Source organism: Lacticaseibacillus zhaodongensis (assembly GCF_009687905.1).
GTDB lineage: Bacteria > Bacillota > Bacilli > Lactobacillales > Lactobacillaceae > Lacticaseibacillus > Lacticaseibacillus zhaodongensis.
Map to the genome: position 1 here is coordinate 1 of NZ_BLBG01000017.1, position 21,069 is coordinate 21,069.

The window sequence follows — 21,069 nt, forward strand, 5'->3', positions numbered from 1 at the left end:
CAAATCATCTGTGGCCTAAACCACGTGTAAAGTTATTTTGATGATATTTGCTTGTCTCCTTGACAGGTACCAGTACACCATGATGTGGCATTTTGTGCATTCACGCGTTGCGACTAGCAAGAACTGGTCACTACTAATTGGCTCTTGGCAGCTGCACATAAAAAAGCACCCGGCTCACCGCTACTTTGCGGTGAGCCGGGTGCGATTGAAGTAAGCTAGTTTATTCTGACATCAGTACGGAGTCGTCGGTCATCTCCGCGCCGCTCTTTTCCTTGAACATGTCGAGCAGGTCGGGTACTGTCAGCCCCTTCTTCTCGTCGCCCTTGATATCGATGGCGATTTTGCCGTGGTCGAGCATGATGAGGCGGTTGCCGAACTTCAGGGCGTCAGCCATGTTGTGGGTGATCATCAGCGTGGTGATCTGCTGCTGCTTAACGATCTGGTCGGTGATGTTCATGACCGTTGCGCTAGTCTGTGGGTCCAGGGCAGCCGTGTGTTCATCCAGCAGCAGGAGCTCCGGCTGCCGCATGGTTGCCATGAGCAGGGTGATGGCCTGGCGCTGACCACCGGATAACATACCGATTTCAGCGTTCAGCCGGGTTTCGAGACCCAGGCCGAGGCTCTCCAGCTTTTGGCGGAAGACGGCGCGTTCATTGCGCTTAACGCCGCGGTTCCAGAAGTTGCGCCATGAGCCCCGTTTGAGGGCGAGGGACAGGTTTTCTTCAACGGTGAGCAGCGGGGCTGAGCCCTGCCGCGGGTCTTGGAACACCCGGCTGATCAGCTTGGCGCGCTTCTCAACACTCTGGTAGGTAACATCTTCGCCGGCGATTTTGATCTGGCCGAAACTGACCGGTAGGGAGCCGGCAATGCTGTTCAGGAGGGTGGACTTACCAGCCCCGTTACCACCGATGATGGCGACGAATTCGCCGGGCTCGAGGTCGAGGTTGATGTTGTCCAGGGCGTGGTTTTCACTAGGCGTGCCCTTTTCGAAGTACTGGTGCAAGCCTTTGATTTGAAGTACTGGTTCTGCCATGTTACTTATCCCCCTTCATGATTTCCTTGTTGTTCCGCTGGCGCTGCCGCATTTGGGCAACTTTCTTTTCCACTAGTGGTAGGGAGAGGAAGATTGCGAGCATGACCGCGTAGAAGAGGCGCAGGGCGTTAGGATCGACCCCCCAAGCCAGGACAAGGGCGATAATGAGCCGGTAGATGATGGCCCCCAAAATGATGGTGAGCAGCCGCTGGCCAAAAGTCAGGTGGCGGAGCAAAATCTCGGCGATGATGATTGCGGCCAGGGCGATAACGATGGTCCCGATCCCCATTGAGATGTCGGCGTAACCGTTTGTCTGTGCCATCAGCGAACCGGAAAGGGCGATGAGACCGTTACTGATCATGTAGACGATGATCTTCATGTTGTCGGCGTTGATCCCGTTGGCCGCGGACATGTCTTCGTTGTTCCCAACCGCGCGGGCCGCGAGCCCCATTTCGGTGTTGAAGAAGAGCACCAGGGCGAGAATGACGATAGCGAGGATGATGGCGCCAACCACGATGGTCGTGGTGGTGCTGTCGCCGATGGTCACCATGCTGAAAATGTTCTTAATGTTGCCGACCAGGGGGACGTTGGCCTGCCCCATGATGAACAGGTTAACGGAGTACAAACCGGTCATGGTCAGGATCCCACTGAGCAGGTCAGGAATGTGTAACTTGGTGGTCATAAATCCGGACACCAGCCCGGCTGCGGCACCGCCGACGAAGCCCAGAAGGGTTGCGCCGATTGCGCTCATGCCCGTGGTGAGGGCGTGGGCGGTGATGGCCGCGCCGAGGGGAAAACTCCCTTCAGCCGTCATATCAGCAATGTCGAGAATACGGAATGTCAGGTAGACCCCGATGGCCATGATCGACCAGAGAATCCCCAGTGAAATGCTTGATGTCAGGATATCCATGCTTACCTCCATAAGTTGTTCGGTACTGCCGGGAGCATCGCGGCTCCGGAGCCGAACTGCTGTGTATCAATAATTCTTAATGTCTTACTTCAAAACGGATGCGTCAACGTTGAACATCTTCATGCGCTTGTCGTCCTTGACGATGGAAGTCGTTGCGGGCTTTTCAACGGGCAGCTGGCTAACTTTCTTGCCCTTGAGGAACTTGATGACCTGCTTTGCAGTCTGCTTACCAAGTTGTTTGTAGCTGATCCCGCGGGTGGCAACGCCGGCCTTCTTGATCATGGTTGCGTCAGCGGTTACGACTGGGACTTTTGCCTGTTCGGAAACCTTGCCGATGGTGGTCATTGCGGCAGCGGCGGTGTTGTCAGTTGGGATGTAGATGGCGTCGGCCTTGTCTGCCAGGGCGGTTGCGGTTTGTTCCGCATCGTTAGTGGAGGCAATGGTCTTTTCAGCCGTCTTCAGTCCGAGCTTCTTGATTTCGGCGCGGGCGAGCTTGATCTGCACGATTGAGTTTGGTTCAGCCGCGTTGTAGAGCAGGCCGACCGTCTTAGCCTTCGGGAACATCTTGTGCAGCAGGTCAATCTGGCCCTTAACATCAACCATGTCGGTGACCCCAGTTGCCTTCTTGTCGGGTGCGTTCAGATTGCTGACAAGGCCGGCAGACTTAGGATCGGTGATGGCGGTGAAGAACATTGGGGTGTCAGGGTCGGCCTTTTGCAGTGCCTGGGCAGCAGGAGTAGCGATGGCCAGGTTCAACTTGTTCTTGTCGTTCTTGAGGCGGTCACTCATGGTTTTCAGGTTGCTCTGGTCGCCCTGCGCGTTTACGTAGTCGATCTTGATGTTCTTGCCGTCCTTGTAACCGTGGGCAGCGAGCTCTTCGGTGAATCCTTTACGGGCGTCATCGAGTGCGCTCTGGTTGATGAGCTGCAAGATCCCAATTTTGGTGACCTTGCTGCTGCTGGATGCTGACTTGCTGCTGTTACCACAAGCTGCAAGCAATGCGACTGATGCGACGACCGTTGCGGCGGTCAAAAGTTTCTTAATCTTCATAATCTATATTCCTCCCAGAATAATCTCTAACAAAAATGGCCGGTCACGTAGAATGAGCATCCACGTGACCGGCCATACATCTTCCGGAAGTATCTAGTCACATGGATTAACTCTTAAGTCCATGTGGCTAACTGCACTACAAGTTGCTACAGCCATCATGGATACAAACCTAGCTGGTTTGCATCCGTGATGCAAACCGCTATCCGTAATAGCCGTAGTAATAAGCGTTATTAATTTGTGTGCGTGAATTGATATTCATGGCGAACACTCCTTAAAAAAGTAATAGCAGTTCTTGTATGCTTGTAAGACTATACTCATGGGATTTTAAAGTCAAGGGCACTATTCAGTTTTTTGTGTACTTCGGCACAGCTGGAAACGCTGCAGCCTTACTTAAGCACGGACTGATCGATGCCTAACTTTTTCATCATCTTTTTGTTTTCGAAGACGCTGACCTTGTTTGGCTTTTCAACTGGGAGGGCACTTGGCTTCTTACCCTTGAGGATCTTGATGGCCATCTGGGCGGTCTGGCGACCAAGCTTTTCGTAGCTGATCCCGTTGGTTGCGACCCCACCAGCGGTAACCATGGCGTTAGCAGCGGGAACGACCGGAACGCCCTTCTTAATGGAGACCCGGCCAACAGTTGCCATGGATGCGGCGAGCGTGTTGTCAGCAGGAATGTAGATGGCCTGACTCTGGCTGGCGAGGGCGGTTGTTGCTTGTTCAACATCGTTGGTCGAAGCAACGGTTTGGGCCGTGCTCTTCAAGCCGAGTGCGGCGATGGCCTTCTTGGCGAGCTTGATTTGCATGGCGCTATTTGGTTCCGCCGCGTTGTAGAGTAGCCCGATGGTTTTGGCTTTGGGCGCAATCTTGTGCAACAGCTTGATCTGGCCGGAGACATCAACCATGTCGGTGACCCCGGTGGCGTTCTTGTCGGGGTGGCTCATGCTGCTAACAAGGCCGGCAGACTTCGGATCGGTGATTGCGGTGAAGACCATTGGCGTCTTGGGGTCGGCCTTTTGCAATGCCTGGGCGGCGGCGGTGGCGATGCCGACGTTGATGTCGTTCTTGTCCTTGGCGAGGCGCTGACTCATGGTGCTGAGGTTGGCCTGGTCACCCTGGGCGTTCACGTAGTCCAGCTTGAGGTTCTTGCCCTCCTTGTAACCTTCCTTAGCCATTTCGGCTTCGAAACCTTTGCGGGCTTCATCAAGTGATGTCTGGTTGATTTGTTGCAAAATCCCGATCTTGACGGTTTTGTTACCATCCTTAGCGCTGGCGGACTTGCTGCCACAAGCGGCGAGTAGGGCGACACTGCTGACGGTAGCAGCCATTAATAGCAATTTCTTAATTTTCATGATTATTCCTCCAAAATGTATAGTCCCTGTAACATTCGACGGCAATTGTCTTAGCGCCTGCGCTGGGCGTAAAACAAAAGCGACCGGTCACGTGGTGTCCACGTGGCCGGTCGCTTCTCCGGAAATAGAAAACGCCACGTGGAATCAATGATGATATCCATGTGGCGGTCAATTGCAAGTTCAATTACCTTAGCCTCATGGATGCAAGCGTCGCGGCTTGCATCCTAGATGCAAACCGCTATCCGAAAAAGCTAAAGCTAAACGCGTTGTTAAGTTGTGTGTTGGTCGTGATTGTCATGATGAACACTCCTTACGCTGGATGCGGTGAATTTGTTTACAAGGGATAGAATACAGGCATCCATAGCGAGTGTCAAGCAATTTCAATTAAAAAATGCAAAGAAATGTAAAAATACACTTTTGAGAGTGGCAGCTCTGCATATAGAACCACTATTATGCGTTGCGCAGCCGCCCATTCGGATGAAATAAATGGTCACCGCTAAACGAGCATAAATCAGAACAACTCAGATAAAATCCGGGGTGGTTACTATTAAGAGCATTATATATAAATTATCGGTGTTCAAGTGGATGTTAGCTCAAACCCAATATAAGTGTACAAGTATAACGTAGGGCGACGGCGCCTCTTTCGGAGCGAGCCGCTGGGAGTGACCGAGCTGAAACGATGATTGTAAGTGAGAGCCTCGCGGGGCTGTGCGGGGCTTTCACTTACAATCATCGGGGAGAACGCAGAGACCGCAAAGGAGCAACGCGACGCGGGCTCGAGTTCAGGGGCAAGACTCGGCGCTTTTCCGAGGCTTGCCCTAACTCTTGTGCAGCTTGCTGCCCATAGAGTTATGGACAGCGTAGCGAACCCGGCCCACAGCGAGCCTGCGTCACTCCCAGGGGCGGTAGCGGAGAAGGATGCGCCGTCACCCGGCGTTCAATAGCTAATGCTAAATTTTATCTAAAAAACCGGCATCCATAATGGATACCGGTTAACGTTCTTAGTTTATTTTCTGAATTGTGACCGGAACTGACTCGGGGAGCCGCTGCTGCAGGCTCACGATGATTTGTTCTAGTGGTTGCCGGAACGTCAGGCGAATGTAGCGCCGCGGTTCGAGGGCAAAAATCGCCACAACCAAGTCCCGGCCGCCCGGTGCTTTGATCGGTGTGAGGGTAACCCCAGCGAAATGTTTGTAGGAGAGAAAGCGGGAGAAGAACCCGTTACCCACGATCCGACTGGTGCCAATTCCGCCGACACCGGCGGAGACGTTGAGGAGAACAAAGAGGGCAAGGAAGACGATGTAAGGCATGCTGTGAATGCCCGTTGTCGCCATCCAAACGGCGATAACGACCCCCCAGATCATTTGCCAATATGCATAGTTGGCCTGGAGCTCGATTTGGGACTGCCAGTACAAATTGTACGCAATGACGACTGCAAGGGCGACGTCAACTGCGATTAAGAAGGATTCAACCATAAACTGCCTCTTTTCTCGATTCTTTACCCCTTCATGATAACAGAGTTCGCTGGCAAAACCTACTCTGACTTCCAAATAGTAAGGAGATTGCAAAAGATGCTTAAAGATGCGTGATTACGGGCTTTTTTTCGCCGGAAACGATTGCAAACAGGCGTTCGCTTTGGTATGCTAGGGATAAATATAGACGGAAGTGAGGGCACGGACATGCCTACTCAAGGACCAAAGAAGCGCTGGGTGCAAATCCTGAGCGCAATTAACGAGTCAATTGAAAGCCGTGGCTACCCGCCAACCGTGCGCGAGATTGGTGCCCAGGTGGGTCTGTCGTCGTCATCGACGGTGGCGGCGTACCTGACCAAGTTGCTGAATGCGGAGCTGATTGCCAAGGATCCGTCCAAACCTCGGACCCTGGAAATCACCGATGCCGGCAAGGAATACATCGGCATTAATGCTAAGGCGGGCATTCCGCTGGTCGGCACAGTCGCGGCCGGGGTGCCGATCACGGCCGAGCAGAACATCGAAGAATATTACCCTGTGCCAACCGGTTTGGGCTATGCCGATGATGATTTATTCATGCTGCAGGTTCAAGGTAGTTCCATGATCAAAATCGGCATCTTGAATGGCGATAAACTGATCGTGAAGCAGCAGAGTGATGCGGAAAATGGCCAAATCGTGGTTGCGATGACTGCCGATAGTGAGGCCACCGTCAAGCGCTTCTACCGCGAGAAAGATGGCATTCGCCTGCACCCTGAAAACGACAGCATGGCTGACATGTACTTCGACACCGTCACGGTGCTGGGGGTCGTTGTCGGTTTGTACCGTGATAATCTAGAATAATCAGTCCTTGATTCAAAATGACCCGGATCCTGCTATGAATGCAGAATCCGGGTCATTTTTGTCGCAATTTGCGTTGTCTAGCCAATCAGAGTCATCACGATTGGAATGACGATCATGGAGAGCACTGTTGAGCTAGCCACACCGACAGCCGCGAATTCAGTATCCGTGTCGTACAAACGGGCAACCACGGGGGCGTTGGTCATGACGGGCATGCAGGCCTGAATGATAAAGATGGCGCGCATCATTGGCGAAATCGGGGCGTTCATAAGGAGCAAGGACATCACGAGCGGGGCGGCGATGAAGCGGCCGAAGAGTACCCCCAGCAGGTCCTTATCGAACTGGAAGGCCTTGCGAATGCCGGCAGCGTAGATTGTGATTCCGATAAAGAACATGGAGCCGGGGATGGTCAGGTTGCCGACGTAGGTGAGGTCGGTCATCAGGAAGTCGGGCAGCTTGATGTGCAGGAGCACGAGGATGATTCCGAAGATGAAACCGAGCAGTGGGGGCGAGAAAATTTTGCCGAGGGTCGTGCGCAGACTGAACTGCGTCTTCTGCTTGCTATCGTGCTGAATCAGGTAGACCCCGATCGTCCAGAAAACGGTGGTGTTCGCCATGTAGTAAACCAGCACGTAGGGCAGGCTCTTGGGACCAAACAGCGCCATGTTCACGGGCAGACCGATGAAGACGGTGTTTGAATTCAGAAACATCGAGCAGAACAGGCCTTCGTGCTGCTTTTCAACGTGGATGAGCCGGGCAACGACCGCCGAAAGGACGCCCAAAATGGCCATCGAAATCAGGGGGTAGCGCAGCTGGGGCAGCAGGCTGAGTAGCTCCTTGGCGGTGAACTTTGTCGCGACCGTGACGATCATGTAGGCGGGCAGGGCAACTTGGGTGACGATTTTGGCAATGATTTTGCCGCTATCCTTGCCGAGCCAGTTCTTGGCGGCGAGCCAGTAGCCCAGGATGATGAGAATCAGGATCTCCGAGACCCCGAGTACGGCGGATGTGAATGCTGTCAATCTGTTTTCCTTCTTTATGTAAGATTTGGTGCGTTGGTGGAGCTATGTATGGGGGCCCGCAGACCCCGGATGCATTAATCAAGTGTGATGATGTGCTGCAGGGGCACATCGAAAGACTCGGTCGGCCAAAATGCAGTGGCGAAGACTTGTGGCGGTAAGGCCAAGGCAAAAGTTGCACCCTGGTACTGACTCAGAAAGCGGTCGTAATAGCCACCACCAAAGCCGAGGCGCTTGCCGCTACTTAGTTCGTAGGCGAGTCCGGGGACCACAACCAGATCGGGTTGCTGGTTTACGAGCGCCTGGTCGTACGCTGGCTCGAGCAGGCCAAATTTGCTGCGAATGAGCCGGTCATCGCCAGGGTGCGGCATGAAAGCCATCTGGCGCTTAGGCATCACCTTGGGTAGGTAAACCGTTTTGCCGGCGGTTTGGGCCGCCGCAATCACGCCACTAGTGGCGACTTCAAACGGACCGCTGATCGTGCAGGCAATGGACTCTGCGGCCTGCCACTCAGGGCTAGCCAGCAGGTTACGAACGAGTTGTTCGGTTTCGCGTTCACGTTTTGCCTGCGGGTAGGCTTTTAATGCTGCAATCTGCTGCTTGCGTGCGCTTGCTTTGTCGATAGTGGGCACCTCCTATAGTTGGGGCTGAAGCCAGTCCTTCAAAACAACTGCCTGGTTATGTTCAAGGTCCCGCGCCCCAAATAATAGTAGAACATCTTGCCCCGCTTGGAGCTGGTCCTTAACCTGCGCGACAAATGCTGGGGCATCAGGATTAGCCTGCAGTTCGGCTAAATACTTAGTTGTGAACTCCGGAAAGCGCTCGGGTTCGTGGTTGAACCATTTGCGCAGCTCGCTGCTGGGCGCAATGGTTTTGGCCCAGAGGTCGAGCGCGGCGTTGACCTTACTAACACCACGCGGCCACAGCCGGTCGGTGAGGATTCGAAAACCGGCGGGCTGCTCCTTGTCATAGATTCTTACAGTCAGCAATTGTGCCAATCAATATCACCTCAAAAATTCTTGGTCCAGCTTTACCATTCATTCTCACCACATTTTAACATTCTTACCAACACTTTGCAGAAATTAAACCCGGTGTGGCTAGAAATAATCGTGTTTCCAGAGGATGTAGGAGCTGATTCCGCACAGTAGCGCCGTCGCGGCAATGATCCCCCAGAAGGCCCAGTACTGGTGCGCGAACGGGACCGGGACGTTCATCCCCCATAATCCGCCGATCACCGTCGGAATGGTCAGAATGATGGTGATGCTGGTCAGCACCTTCATGATGATGTTCAGGTTGTTGGAAACAATGGAACTAACTGTCGTGTTGTATTGCTCCAGAACGCGCTCAGTGACGCCAGCCATGGTGCTCGCCTGGTGGGCCTCAACCATGACGTTTTGTAGCGCCCGGTCGTAACTAGCCGTGGTGAAGAAGCGTTCGCCCTTGCGCAGGTCCTTCAGGATGGGCATGGTGTTGTTCAGTACCGATTCAAAGTAGATCAAAGACTTTTGCATCGCCATGATTTGGTAAAGCTGCTTGTTGCGGGGGGCGTTGCCCAGCTCCCGTTGCAGTTCGTCCACCTCGGCGTTGATGCGGTTCATGGCCGTGACGTAGCCGCTGAGGACGCACCACATGACGTGGAGGGCGAATTCTTCGGGCTTGCTGTGCAGGTCGCGGTCGTTCCAGTTCGGAATGGCTTGATGCAGTTCGGGCGGCAGTGGGGCCGTGGCGACCGTTACCACCTGCTGCCCGGCCAAAATTAAGGCGAGGGGATGGGTCTGGTACTCACGGTGGCCCAGATTATTTTGGCTAGCCTGCGCTTACCGCAGCACAATCAGACCGGGGATGTCGTCATTTGGATCGAGACCGGCAGTCCGGGGGTCCTCCTGACTATCAAGTACCGCGTGCAGGGTGCGGACCGAAATGGTGCACTGCGCCGAAATTTGGCGAATCTCATCCTCAGTTGGGGCGGTCAGCTCGATCCAGCCCGCGTTGCTGGGTTCCGGCACCGCCTCGGCATTGTCGTCACCAATTGCGTAATAAGCAATCATTATGGAGCCTCCTTAATTTTGCGTGATCAGAATGTGCTGCAGTTTACGCAGTGGTGCCGACAGGAGTTGCTGCTTGCGGCGGGCTACCGCGATGGCAAAATGCGGCTGATCGGCGTCGGACAGTTGGAGTACCTGCAGGTGGTCATCAGGACTGATAGCCATTGTCGTTAGCAGGGCCACGCCGACATTTTGCCGCACCATCTTCTTCAGTAAGCCGACGTCACTAGTTCGGAAGACGGTGCGTAGTTGCGCATTACTGCTAGCTTGCAGCTGCGCGATGGCCTGGGTGTGCACGAAGCCGGTCGTCAGGGACACGAAAGGGGTCGTACTCAGTTCAGCGAACGCAATCTGGCCAGCTGTTCCCAGCTTGCGTTCTGGACTGGCGATGATTGCAAAGCGCGAGTTGCTGATTTCAATCGTCTCCAAATCGCTGCTCTCTAGGGGCCCGATGCTGCCGAGCAGCGCCATGTCGAGCTCACCTGCCCGCAGGCGCTTGAGCAATTCGCCGGAGCCGGCTTCGACGGTTTGCAAGTGTTCCATCACGTGGCCCGCCATTAAGCGCGGCACCAGCTGTGGAAAATAGTAGTTGGCGATGATCGGGGGCAAGCCTAAGGTGATGGTTTGGGTTTGCAGAGCCGTCAATTCGCTGCGGGCGGTGCTGAGTTCACTCAGCATGATCTGCGTGTGGCGGTAGAGCTGCTGCCCGGCCGCGGTGACTTTGAGGGTGCCGTGGCTGTGGTCCCGTTCGATCAGTTCGATGCCTAAGTCGGTTTCGAGCCGCTTGAGGGCCATGGAGATGGTCGGTTGGCTGACCTGAAAGGCCGCGGCGACCTGCGAAAAATTTTTTAGATGGACTAATTCGTTAAAATACTCCAAATCGCGGATGTTCATGAACGCACTCTCCTCGGGCTTTCTGACGTCATATAAAGATATTTTATCACTACTGGCTCGTTTGACTATAGTTTTTTGCGCCTGTTAATCTACGTAGGTAAACAAGAAAACAGTTAATAAATCAACTTAATCAATGGAGGCAGAATATGCGCTACACACCAGAACAAATTTTGAACGACCCATTCTTAAACAAGGGGACAGCATTCACGAAGGAAGAACGGCAACGGTACGGCCTCGCCGGGATTTTGCCACCAGCGGTCCAGACGCTTGACCAGCAGGTTGCCCAGGCATACGCGCAGATGCAGAGCAAGAGCAGCGCGCTCGAGCAGCGGATTTTCCTGATGGACCTCTTCAACCACAACCACGTGCTCTTCTACAAACTATTTTCCGAACATATCGCTGAATTCATGCCAATCGTGTACGACCCAACGATTGCGGACACGATCGAAAACTACAGTGCACTTTACATCGAACCACAAAACGCCGTGTATCTGTCTATTGACGAACAGGGAGACATTGAATCCGCCCTCAAGCACGGTGCAAACGGCCGCGACATCCGCCTCATCGTGGTAACCGATGCTGAAGGAATTCTTGGTATTGGTGACTGGGGTACGCAGGGGGTGGAAATCTCTGTTGGTAAGCTGATGGTCTACACCGCCGCTGCCGGCATCGACCCTGCTAGCGTCCTGCCCGTTGTTTTGGACGCCGGCACGAACAATGAAGCACTTCTGAACGATGACCTCTACCTGGGTAACCGCAAGCAGCGTGTCTACGGGGACGATTACTACGCCTTCGTTGACAAGTTCGTTGGTGCCGCGCGGAAGCTGTTCCCGAAGCTCTACCTGCACTTCGAAGACTTCGGTCGCCGCAACGCGGATAACATTTTGAACAAGTACCAAAATGAAATCACGACTTTCAATGATGACATTCAGGGGACCGGGATCATCACCCTTGCCGGAATCATGGGCGCCCTAAACATCTCTAAGCAGAAGATGACTGATCAGGTTTACATGAGCTTCGGTGCTGGGACTGCCGGTGCCGGGATCACCAAGCGGATCTACGATGAATTCCTGCAGCAGGGGATGTCCGCAGATGAGGCCAAGAAGCACTTCTACATGGTCGACAAGCAGGGCCTGCTCTTTGACGACATGCCTGACCTGACGCCCCAGCAAAAGCCTTTTGCCCGCAAACGCAGCGAATTCGCGAATGCTGATAAGCTGACCACGCTGACGGCTGCCATCAAGGCCGTGCACCCAAGCATCCTTGTGGGCACCAGTACCGTTCCCGGCAGCTTCACCGAAGAAGCCGTTAAGGAAATGGCCGCCCACACCGCCCGGCCAATCATCTTCCCGCTGAGCAACCCAACCAAGCTTGCTGAAGCTAAGGCTGCGGACCTCATCGAATGGACTGATGGCCGCGCACTGGTTGCGACCGGGATTCCTGCCGCACCCGTTGAATACAAGGGTGTCCGCTACGAAATCGGGCAGGCCAACAACGCGTTGGTTTACCCTGGTCTCGGCCTCGGGACCATTGCTTCGACCGCGAAGCTGCTCACAGATGGCATGATTTCCGCCGCTGCTCACAGTCTTGGTGGCATCGTTGACCCAGAGCAGCCCGGCGCTGCCGTTCTGCCCCCAGTCACCAAGCTGGATGTCTTCAGCCAGACCGTTGCGGAAGCAGTCGCTGCTGAAGCCGTTGCGGAAAAGCTCAACGTCGATGAAATTAAGGACGTTAAGCAGGCCGTCACGGACATGAAGTGGCAGCCAGAGTACCGCGACTTGGGCGATCTGGACGTCGAACTGGACTAAGTAAACAGGAGGAGAACATTTGACTGCTTTAACAACATCAATTCAGAGTGTTTTGACCATTCTGCTGATTATTGCTCTGGGCTACTACTTGCAACGCAAGGGTTGGTTCGGCGATAGCTTCGGCGGCGAATTATCAAAATTACTCATGAACGTTGCGCTGCCTGCCAATATCTTTATTTCAGTATTGCAGCGTTTGACCCTGAACAAACTGATTAGCTTGTCTAGTGGCCTGGTTTATGGCTTCAGTGCCGTTATCTTGGGTTACATCGTGGCCTTCATTTTGGTGAAGGTACTGCGGGTGCAAAAGGGCCGGCGGGGAACATTTATAAACATGTTCGTGAACGCCAACACCATTTTCATTGGTCTGCCCCTGAACCTGGCGCTTTTCGGCAACAAGGCCGTACCGTACTTCCTGGTTTACTACGTGGTCAACACGGTTTCTACCTGGACGCTTGGTGCCTTCCTGATGGCCCAAGACGACCCAACGGCAACTAAGGCTGCTAAGGGTGGCAAGTTCAACTGGAAGAAGTTGCTGCCACCACCACTGCTCGGCTTCCTTGTTGCGCTGGTCTTCCTGCTGCTGCGGATTCCATTCATCAACGTGCCGGCGCTTAGCTTCGCCGTCAACACCTTGAACTATGTCGGCAGTCTGGTGACACCACTCTCCCTGATTTACATCGGGATCGTGCTTGCAAAAGCCGGCCTGGGTTCGATTCGCTTCGACCGCGACACCGATTTTGCCCTGCTTGGCCGCTTCGTGATCGCCCCAGCGATTATGTTTGCGCTCATCATGCTGGGGATGCACATGGGTAGCGGTGTGCCTAGTCTTGAGGCTAAGACTCTCATCGTGCAGGCTAGTGCACCTGGCCTCGCTGTTCTGCCAGTGCTTGCTGATCAGGCACATGGGGATGTGAAGTACGCTACGAACGTGGTTACCACTTCAACGGTGCTGTTCGTGATCGTGGTACCAATCATCATGTTGCTGATCCAAGGCATCTAACCAGTTGCAAAATTAATTTACTGAACAACCGCGGTGGCCATTTATTGGCTGCCGCGGTTGTTTTGGCTTTTGGATTGCCGGGCGGTGGGGGTATCTACTCCCGCTGCGCCACGGGGCCGCTCCATGCACAGGGTCGCGTTCAAGCCTTGACCAAACCCGTGTCAAGTCTTGACGCTCACCTCGAGCCAACACTCCCTGCGGTCGCTTTGTTGTCTCTGCGGTGCCCCCAATTGTTGGCGGCAAGCCTGCATAGCCCGCAGTCTAGCAGCCAACAATTGCGATGGCATGGAGCAGACCCGTGACTTCGCTCCGTAGATACCCCCACCGCCCTACGTGGATGTTCTAAACTACTCAGTAAACACTGGGTATTCACAATGCTTGTCAACTTGTACAGCAGCTTTCCCAGTTGAAAAAATAAGACCACAGTTGATGATCTGACAATAATAACTTCGAGCGTGGGGATAATTGTGGAGCGTATGATGTGTACCTGTTAATCGACAGTGTAGGGCTGGGCGCGCCTCTTCCGGAATGAAGCTGGCGGGAGTGACCATGCTGAAATTAAGGGATAGCGGAGAGACCGCTAAGGAAGATTAAATAAGTACTGCAAGTTTACCGATAGTGTTGCGAAAACATGGCGGGCTCGGAGATAAGGCGGAAGACTTGGTGCGACCTTCGCCAAGCCTGGAGCCGTGCCCCCCAGCATGCCTGCCGTCACTGCCGCCAGCGAAATGGAGCGAATTGTACTATTGCGGCTCTGCCGCCATTAGTACAATCGACACCGAAGCAGCAACGCTGCGGAGGGGAAGATGCGCGCCCAGTCCGGTATTCCGGCTTCATCTGAGCAGGAAGCGCTGGGGCAGTTACAATTATGCAATGGCGGGTGAACTAGTTTCACGCTCGCCACGCTTTCGTGAATTGCGAAAAAGTGTATCATTATAGCATGATAGAATCGTAATTGGAGTAGCGCGCCATTACCCGCGCTGCGGAAAGGCGGCCAGCTTTGATCAAAGGAATTGGTGTTGACGTTAGTGAAATCGACCGAATCGCGGCCGCACAGCGCAAGCACGGTGATTTTGCCAAGAAGGTGCTGACCGCTGGCGAGTACGCGCAGTGGCAGCAGTACCGCGGGCGCCGTGCTGATGAATATCTGGCCGGGCGCTTTTCCGTTAAGGAGTCTTACGCTAAGGCGTACGGCACCGGACTGGGATCGGTGCAACTGCACGACGTTGAAACCTTGAGCGATGCTGCGGGGCGGCCTTATATCGCTAAGGGACCGCACCAGGGTCCGGCGCACGTTTCAATCAGTCACAGCAAGGAACTGGTTTTCACTGAGGTTATTTTGGAAGGAAGTAATTAACTAATGATAGTCGCCGTGCATCGTCCCACCCGGGTTTTAATTGACGAAGGTGCAATTTATCATAACGTCCATGCCGCGGTAGCAAGCTTGGATGCCGGCACGGATCTATTTGCCGTCATCAAGGCGGATGCATATGGTCACGGCCTGCTCCGGGTCGCGCGGATTGCCATTGCTGCAGGCGCGAGCGGCTTTTGTGTTGCTGTTTTAGACGAGGCGCTTGCGCTGCGGGCAGCGGGCTTTAAGCAGCCAGTTTTGGTGCTGGGCATCATTGACCCGGCTGATGCGCAGCTGGCTGCTGAACAAAATATCGCGGTGCCGGTCAGTGAGTTGTCTTGGCTGCAGGATGCTGCGCAGGTACTTGATGGGCAGCGGCCACTCAAAGTGCATACGGCCGTCGAAACGGGTATGGGCCGCATTGGCTTCACTCATCGCGCAGATTTGCGGGCGGCTAGTGATTACATGAGTGCACATCCCGATCAGTTCACGCACGAAGGGATTTTCACCCACTTTGCAACTGCGGACAGTCCCGATACGCAGCAGTTTGACCGGCAGGTGGCGCGGTTTAAGGAGTTCGTGGCCGTGCTCGCAACACGGCCGCGCTACGTCCATGTTGCCAACACGGCCACTAGTTTGTGGCACCGCGCCTGCGATAGTAACCTGGTGCGCTTTGGAGTGGGGATTTACGGTTTGAATCCGTCTGGCCACGACATTCCGGATTTACCCTATGAGTTAGAGCCGGCACTGAGTCTTGAGTCGGCGTTAGTTTTCTGCAAACACGTCAGCAAGGGCACCACAGTTTCTTACGGGGCGACCTACACGGCTGAGCGGGACGAATACATCGGTACCGTGCCGATGGGCTATGCGGACGGCTGGTTGCGGCGGCTGCAGGGTTTCCACGTCCTTGTCGATGGGCACGAGTGTGAAATGATCGGCCGCGTCTGCATGGACCAATTCATGATTCGTCTGCCCCACGCATACCCACGCGGGACTAAGGTCGTGCTCATTGGCCGTAGTGGCGACAAACAAATTAGTTTACAAGACGTCGCGGATTATGCGGGCACGATTCATTATGAGGTTGCTTGCTGCCTAAGCGCACGGGTGCCACGGGTCTCGGTCAACCCAATTAGTTAATTAAGTTCAAGCGCGCCATGAACGCTCCCTACTGGTATAATAAGGGGAGCGTTTTTTATGTTCGGTGTTTTGGCAATTTTTGAAAGCGGCGATTCCGAAAACGCGAAATAATTGATTGCTATTTGGTCAAGTTGTGCTATTTTGAAGCAAGACGAATCGTGAGGAGCGGAGAAACATGTTTGAAAAACAAGATTTGAATACATGTCCGGCCGATTTTCACGCGTGTGTGGCGGCATTTTGCGAATACTATAATGTTGATGAACCAGTTGCGGCGGCATTTTGTGCACACACAGAGAATGCAGGTTTCGCTTGTTTAATTAAGGGTTATGTGGAGATGGCCCGGCTGAACAGCCAGATATGTGCGGAGTACACGGCTTGTGAGGCAGAAGCGTACAGGCTCGTCTGCTAGAGGTGATGAGGGAATGGATGTAAATGTAAAACGGGGTGACATTTTCTTCGCGGACTTGTCGCCTGTGGTTGGGTCAGAGCAGGGCGGAATGCGGCCGGTGCTCATCGTGCAGAACAATGTCGGGAACCACTATAGTCCGACTGTGATCGTGGCGGCAATAACAAGCCGTATTAGTAAGCCCAAAATGCCGACTCATGTAGGCTTGCGGGGTGGTCACGACGGTTTGGAGCGTGATTCGGTGGTCCTGCTTGAGCAAGTGCGCACAATTGACAAGCAGCGTTTGCGGGATCGCATTGCCGGTTTGTCGGCAGACAAAATGCGGGCGGTCGATGCGGCACTCAACATTTCCTTGGGTCTAAAACCCTTGCCGAAACGCAGTGACACCAACAATAACGTACATAGTGGTAAACAGTAGGGCCTCAACGCCCAAATTGCGGAGCTTAGCAGCAGTTGGCACATACCAACTGGGGTTAAGCTCTTTTTATATTGTAAGCAAAAAGTGCGCGGCGCTAGCAGTAACTCTACTAACACCACGCACTTTAGATTGACGATGAGTAGCTTTGAATTCACTGTCGGCTATCGCTGTCGGCCGTTTCACTGTCCATTTCACTACGGGCAGCAAGCTGCGCTAGTGAAAGTGGCGACTCCTGACCGTTCGTAATTATGGTGAGGAGTCGGCCACCTTCGCTGCGCTCCGGATGTAGGAGAGTAAGCGGCAAGCCGCCAACTCTCCCAGCATGTAAACGTGGCCCACAATGCAGCTCCCGCTCCGCTGTCCATTCCACTACGGGCAGCAGAGCTGCACTAGTGGAAATGGCTCCGCTTAGCCTAAAAATGGCTCCAAGCACAAAGTTCATGTGCTTGGAGCCATTTTTTGCTAATGCTCAGTAGCTAACCGCATTGTGGTCCACTCTTCTGTCTATTCAATTTCGTCGCTGCGGACCGGCTGGCCGGACTGCAGGTCATCGATTTCGACCACGCGGAAGTGCTTGCGTTCCAAGTGGTTGACGATTTCGTTGAGTGTCGTTGCGTCCGTGCCGGCTGGCAGGGTGAACAAGGTGCGCCGGACGTACTCGCCGCGCTTGGCATCGAGGGTGATGCACCCAGAGATGGAAACGAACTTCGCAAGGATTTTGCTCATTGCGGCCAAGTCACCCCGTTCGCCGGTACTCATCACGGTGAGCACGTAGGAGCCGACATCAATGTTCCATGATTCGGACAGCATGTTCAGCAGCTGGGAGTGGGTGAGAATGCCATAGAAGTTGGCAGATTCATCCAGCACGGCGATGTAAGGCAGGTCCTTGATGTTGAAGAAGACCTTGAAGAACGGTGCGTTAACGGGGATGGTCTTGGTAGCATTCTTGAGCAGGTAAGTAACTGGCAAGCTCATGTCGCCGCCCTGACTCTTGTGGCGGTAGATATGCATCTTGTAGATGTTACCGCGGAAAATCTTGCCACTTTCATCCAAAATCGGAACACAACGATAGCCAGAGTCTTCGAGGATTTTGAGGGCCTCTTCGAGCGTGACTGTCTCTTTAACTGTTGTCAAAAACTCCTTCTTGATCACGAGGGACTTAATAAGCATGTTGAGACCTCCTAAATAGTAAATGATTGCACAAATTCATGAGAGAAATTCTAATCACCTAATCATACCATATCCATTCCGGAAGGGTAGACCCGTCGTACGAAAAAGAGCCGCCCCGCTGCTACTGCGAGGTGGCTCTAAATATCAAAACTGTTAACTTTAAATGATGATAACTGGCGTGCCCAAGCTGACTGCAGGGTAGAGCTTGGCAATGAATGTTGGCGGGTTGTTGACACAACCGTGACTACCGTGTTCCTTGTACCAGTCGCCACCGAATGTCGGCTGCCAAGGCGCATCGTGCAGACCGACCCCAGTGTAATCAACGGCCATCCAGTAGGAGACGGGACTATTGTAATCACTACCGTCTGCGTTCTTACCGGTGAGCGTCTTATTGCGCTCCTTGTCCCAAACGTAATAGACACCAGTTGGAGTGCTGTGGCCATCAGGCTTGCCGGTGACGACATCTGAATCCATCACGAGTTTACCGTTTTTGTAGTACCATTCGTGCTGGTTCTGGGTGTCGACTTCAATGTAGGTCGAGCCGATGTCGGTGCCGTTACTATTGTAGCCGGAGCCTTGGTGGATGATGTCCTTCTTGAAATTCTTACCGGCCTTGATGGCGCTGGTCAGGCTGGCAACTTCGGCTGCACTGTTGATCGACCAACCATAAATCCCGCCCCCGATTTTGACCGTGCCCCGCTTCGTGGACTTGAAGCTGCGCGTCTTCTGGTAGGTGGCGTACTTCTTGTTGAGCTGCGCAACATAGGCGGTGAGGCCGTCTTTAGAGACTGTGACCTTGCCGTCTGCGTAACCGAGCCAACTGGTCAGTTCCTGCTTGCTGATGGTAACGGTCTTGTTTTCGATTTTCAGCTGTGCGGTGATGTTTGCAATCTTGCTTAGTTCGTCGCGTTTGCGGGTGAAGGCCTTGCTACTGGTCGTAACCGCGGGCTGCTCGTGAACTTTCTGCAGCTGGACAGTGGTATTGTCGGTGTCGATTGCACTAACAAGTGCCGCCTGCAGCTTGCTGACATCAATCGTGTTGCCGGACTTTTCCTTGTTTACGACCAGTTTACCGTCTGCAAAATGCATGCTTGCATCAACGGGTGCAGTTCGGTTTTGGTTGAGCTTAGTCGCGGTGCTTTGAGCGTATGCGTCCAGCTTAGCCTTGTTGATTCCGGCATTAACGGAGGCCTGAACGCTGTTTTGACCGCTAAGCAAGTGGAAAACCCAGCTCCATGGACTTTGCTGCGCCTTCACTTTGGTCAGGGCCCCGGTGAAATCGGTTTTGACCCCGAGTTCAGCGTCTGATGCGGTGGCTAAGGTCTTGCCGTTTTCACTTAACTTGTAACTGTGGTTTTTGTAGTCACTCTGGAGTGCCTGACTAGCATCCTCGACGTTCTTGCCACTGACACTGACGCCCAATACCTCGGTGTGCGGGAGAAAATGGCCGGTATAATAAATCGCGCCACCCACATAGATAATGAGCAGGACGACGATGGCAATTGCGAGCGTGAGGACATTTTTGCGCTTTGCTAGCACGGTGTCCACTCCTTTCAATACTGAAATGTAACATTGTTACAGAAATGTGTCTTTAGACATAGTAAACCTTTCGCTGGCAAAAATGAAGTGCTGCTGATGCGCGGATTTTGCCGGCTACTGCCATAACGTGATTAGCATAGCATTTGTCTGTGCCTTGAGTGTGGTAAAAAGTTTAAGAATTATGACGAATTCGCGATGGTAAGCGGTTTAGCTGTAACATTTAACTTACCAATCGTAAGTATATGGTCATTTTACCACGAAATCCAGGTGGCTTCTAGGGCGGGCACGTGCATGCGGTGGCAGGGGGTGGTTGGGAATGCAGCAAGAATTGGCAGGAGCGTGATTAGCAAAAGTGGATCCGTCAGTTGTTGACGGATCCACAGATTATGCGTTTAAAAATAGTTCCGTTGCGCGCAACTAAGGGCCGAGTTACGCCTGGGCGGTGCCGCCGAGAAATTTATCCAGGGCCACCGCCACGCCATCGTGGTCGATGTCGAGGGTGTGAAACTTAGTGGCAGCTTTGACCTCCTGGTTGGCGTTGCCCATCGCGACCCCATAGTGGACCGTTTTGAGCATTTGGAGGTCGTTGGAGCCATCACCGAACGCCATGGTGCGGCCCAATGGTTGGTTGAGCTCGTGGCACACGCGCAAAATGGCGGTGGCCTTGTTGATTCCGTGGGCGGTGATTTCGATGTTGTCATAGTAGGAACTGGAGGCGTCAATGTCGGACAGCTGGTTCATTTCAACACGGGCCCGGGCAACCTTTTCCAGGTCCTGATCCATGGCAATAGCGTTGGTGATTTTGGCCGCTTTTGCGCGGAGCTGTTCGAGCGAAGTGATGTCAATGTAGTTGGCGGGGTCAACACCAGCAACCCGGTGTTTGCCGTCATCCGATGCGGCGGCAGGTAGGGGTGCCAGGTCCAAAATTTTGTCCAGCGTGAAGAAGTACTGCGCAAGCTGGTACTTCTTGGCGACGCGCCAGATGCCTTCCAGTGCGTTTGTGGAGAGGTGCTGCGCGCGGACCTGGCCGTTGATCCGCGTGACGGTGCCATTAGCACAGATGATGTCTAGGTCGGGACCGATGCGGGCTGCCATCTTGATGGCTGAAAAGAGGGGGCGACCAGACGCGATGAAAAAGCGGTGGCCTTGGGCGCGGTACTTGGCAATCGTTTTGACGACGCGCTGGCTCGGGTACTGACTGTGGCCGATCAGCGTGTTATCGATATCCATGAAGATAGTGTAGGGTGACATGAATGAGCTTCCTTTGTTAAATGTTGTGGGTACAAATATAAGCGGTTTCATTATAACAAAATATAATGGTCGTGATTAAATAAAGTGGGCTGGGGGTGCGCATCTTAGTCGAGCTGCGAGGAACTGAAGCTTGAACTTTTGCAACTTGTTGCCATTAGTTCAACGGACAACGTAGTGAAACTTGCGCTTTGCACACTCCGGAAGTAATGCTAAAGCCCAGGCATTTCTACTAAGCTACAATGTTGAATTTTGCTACAGCCTTCTATTCTACTGTGCCGAACTGAGCTCCGCGGGACTGAAGCTTGCGCTTTGCACACTCCGGAAGTAATGCCAAACCCCGGCATTTCTTCCGGAGTACGCAAATGCTCAGCTTCAAACCG

Annotated in this window: 21 protein-coding genes; 7 read left to right on the top strand and 14 right to left on the bottom strand. The window is 53.6% G+C overall.

The features are described 5' to 3' along the window. Positions 1-220: 220 nt before the first annotated feature. The 5 genes from GN107_RS09600 to GN107_RS09620 all read right to left on the bottom strand — a co-directional run bounded on the left by GN107_RS09600 (position 221) and on the right by GN107_RS09620 (position 5,820). Entirely contained in the window at positions 221-1,033 is an 813-nt protein-coding gene (locus GN107_RS09600; RefSeq protein WP_155287675.1) for an ABC transporter ATP-binding protein, read from the bottom strand. A 1-nt stretch (position 1,034) separates the two neighbouring features. After that, complete coding sequence (locus tag GN107_RS09605) at positions 1,035-1,943, bottom strand: ABC transporter permease (protein ID WP_155287674.1); 909 nt, start codon at positions 1,941-1,943, stop codon at positions 1,035-1,037. Positions 1,944-2,027: 84 nt separating this feature from the next. Continuing rightward, complete coding sequence (locus GN107_RS09610; RefSeq protein WP_155287673.1) at positions 2,028-2,993, bottom strand: ABC transporter substrate-binding protein; 966 nt, start codon at positions 2,991-2,993, stop codon at positions 2,028-2,030. A gap of 386 nt (positions 2,994-3,379) precedes the next feature. After that, a complete protein-coding gene (locus GN107_RS09615) occupies positions 3,380-4,345 on the bottom strand; it encodes an ABC transporter substrate-binding protein (RefSeq protein ID WP_155287672.1) in 966 nt (321 codons plus the stop codon). A 1,001-nt stretch (positions 4,346-5,346) separates the two neighbouring features. Then, positions 5,347-5,820: a hypothetical protein gene (locus tag GN107_RS09620; protein WP_155287671.1), complete on the bottom strand. Its 474-nt coding sequence runs from the start codon at positions 5,818-5,820 to the stop codon at positions 5,347-5,349. A 204-nt stretch (positions 5,821-6,024) separates the two neighbouring features. On the opposite strand from GN107_RS09620, the gene lexA reads away from it, so the two are divergent. Next, the gene (gene lexA, locus GN107_RS09625; protein ID WP_155287670.1) at positions 6,025-6,654 is read left to right on the top strand and encodes a transcriptional repressor LexA; all 630 of its coding nucleotides are present in this window, start codon (positions 6,025-6,027) and stop codon (positions 6,652-6,654) included. Positions 6,655-6,731: 77 nt separating this feature from the next. Here the strand turns inward: lexA and GN107_RS09630 are convergent, their stop codons facing one another. The 6 genes from GN107_RS09630 to GN107_RS09655 form a co-directional block, all read right to left on the bottom strand. Further along, positions 6,732-7,673, bottom strand: a complete 942-nt coding sequence (locus GN107_RS09630; protein WP_155287669.1) for an AEC family transporter — start codon at positions 7,671-7,673, stop codon at positions 6,732-6,734. 74 nt (positions 7,674-7,747) lie between these two features. Next, positions 7,748-8,302, bottom strand: coding sequence for a 5-formyltetrahydrofolate cyclo-ligase (locus GN107_RS09635; RefSeq protein ID WP_230678600.1), 555 nt, complete (start codon positions 8,300-8,302; stop codon positions 7,748-7,750). Positions 8,303-8,305: 3 nt separating this feature from the next. Continuing rightward, the gene (locus GN107_RS09640; RefSeq protein WP_155287668.1) at positions 8,306-8,668 is read right to left on the bottom strand and encodes a DUF488 domain-containing protein; all 363 of its coding nucleotides are present in this window, start codon (positions 8,666-8,668) and stop codon (positions 8,306-8,308) included. Between the two features lie 99 nt (positions 8,669-8,767). After that, entirely contained in the window at positions 8,768-9,466 is a 699-nt protein-coding gene (locus tag GN107_RS09645) for a magnesium transporter CorA family protein (RefSeq protein ID WP_155287667.1), read from the bottom strand. Between the two features lie 21 nt (positions 9,467-9,487). Then, on the bottom strand, positions 9,488-9,718 hold the full coding sequence (locus GN107_RS09650) for a hypothetical protein (RefSeq protein WP_155287666.1): 231 nt from the start codon (positions 9,716-9,718) through the stop codon (positions 9,488-9,490). Between the two features lie 12 nt (positions 9,719-9,730). Continuing rightward, entirely contained in the window at positions 9,731-10,609 is an 879-nt protein-coding gene (locus tag GN107_RS09655; RefSeq protein WP_155287665.1) for a LysR family transcriptional regulator, read from the bottom strand. Between the two features lie 116 nt (positions 10,610-10,725). Here GN107_RS09655 and GN107_RS09660 point away from each other — a divergent pair, with 116 nt between their 5' ends. The 6 genes from GN107_RS09660 to GN107_RS09685 all read left to right on the top strand — a co-directional run bounded on the left by GN107_RS09660 (position 10,726) and on the right by GN107_RS09685 (position 16,729). Then, positions 10,726-12,417, top strand: a complete 1,692-nt coding sequence (locus GN107_RS09660) for a malolactic enzyme (RefSeq protein ID WP_269057693.1) — start codon at positions 10,726-10,728, stop codon at positions 12,415-12,417. A 19-nt stretch (positions 12,418-12,436) separates the two neighbouring features. After that, entirely contained in the window at positions 12,437-13,417 is a 981-nt protein-coding gene (locus GN107_RS09665) for an AEC family transporter (protein WP_155287663.1), read from the top strand. A gap of 1,000 nt (positions 13,418-14,417) precedes the next feature. Then, entirely contained in the window at positions 14,418-14,774 is a 357-nt protein-coding gene (acpS, locus tag GN107_RS09670; RefSeq protein WP_155287662.1) for a holo-ACP synthase, read from the top strand. Between the two features lie 3 nt (positions 14,775-14,777). Further along, positions 14,778-15,905 (top strand): alanine racemase, encoded by a 1,128-nt coding sequence (alr, locus tag GN107_RS09675; RefSeq protein ID WP_155287661.1) that lies wholly within the window; start codon positions 14,778-14,780, stop codon positions 15,903-15,905. 175 nt (positions 15,906-16,080) lie between these two features. Continuing rightward, complete coding sequence (locus tag GN107_RS09680; protein ID WP_155287660.1) at positions 16,081-16,314, top strand: hypothetical protein; 234 nt, start codon at positions 16,081-16,083, stop codon at positions 16,312-16,314. 13 nt (positions 16,315-16,327) lie between these two features. Beyond that, positions 16,328-16,729, top strand: coding sequence for a type II toxin-antitoxin system PemK/MazF family toxin (locus GN107_RS09685; RefSeq protein ID WP_155287659.1), 402 nt, complete (start codon positions 16,328-16,330; stop codon positions 16,727-16,729). Between the two features lie 504 nt (positions 16,730-17,233). Here the strand turns inward: GN107_RS09685 and cbpA are convergent. The 3 genes from cbpA to GN107_RS09700 form a co-directional block, all read right to left on the bottom strand. Next, positions 17,234-17,899 (bottom strand): cyclic di-AMP binding protein CbpA, encoded by a 666-nt coding sequence (gene cbpA / locus GN107_RS09690; RefSeq protein WP_155287658.1) that lies wholly within the window; start codon positions 17,897-17,899, stop codon positions 17,234-17,236. 159 nt (positions 17,900-18,058) lie between these two features. Further along, complete coding sequence (locus tag GN107_RS09695; RefSeq protein ID WP_230678598.1) at positions 18,059-19,438, bottom strand: L,D-transpeptidase family protein; 1,380 nt, start codon at positions 19,436-19,438, stop codon at positions 18,059-18,061. A 429-nt stretch (positions 19,439-19,867) separates the two neighbouring features. Beyond that, on the bottom strand, positions 19,868-20,689 hold the full coding sequence (locus tag GN107_RS09700) for a Cof-type HAD-IIB family hydrolase (RefSeq protein WP_196246318.1): 822 nt from the start codon (positions 20,687-20,689) through the stop codon (positions 19,868-19,870). Between the last annotated feature and the right edge of the window lie 380 nt (positions 20,690-21,069).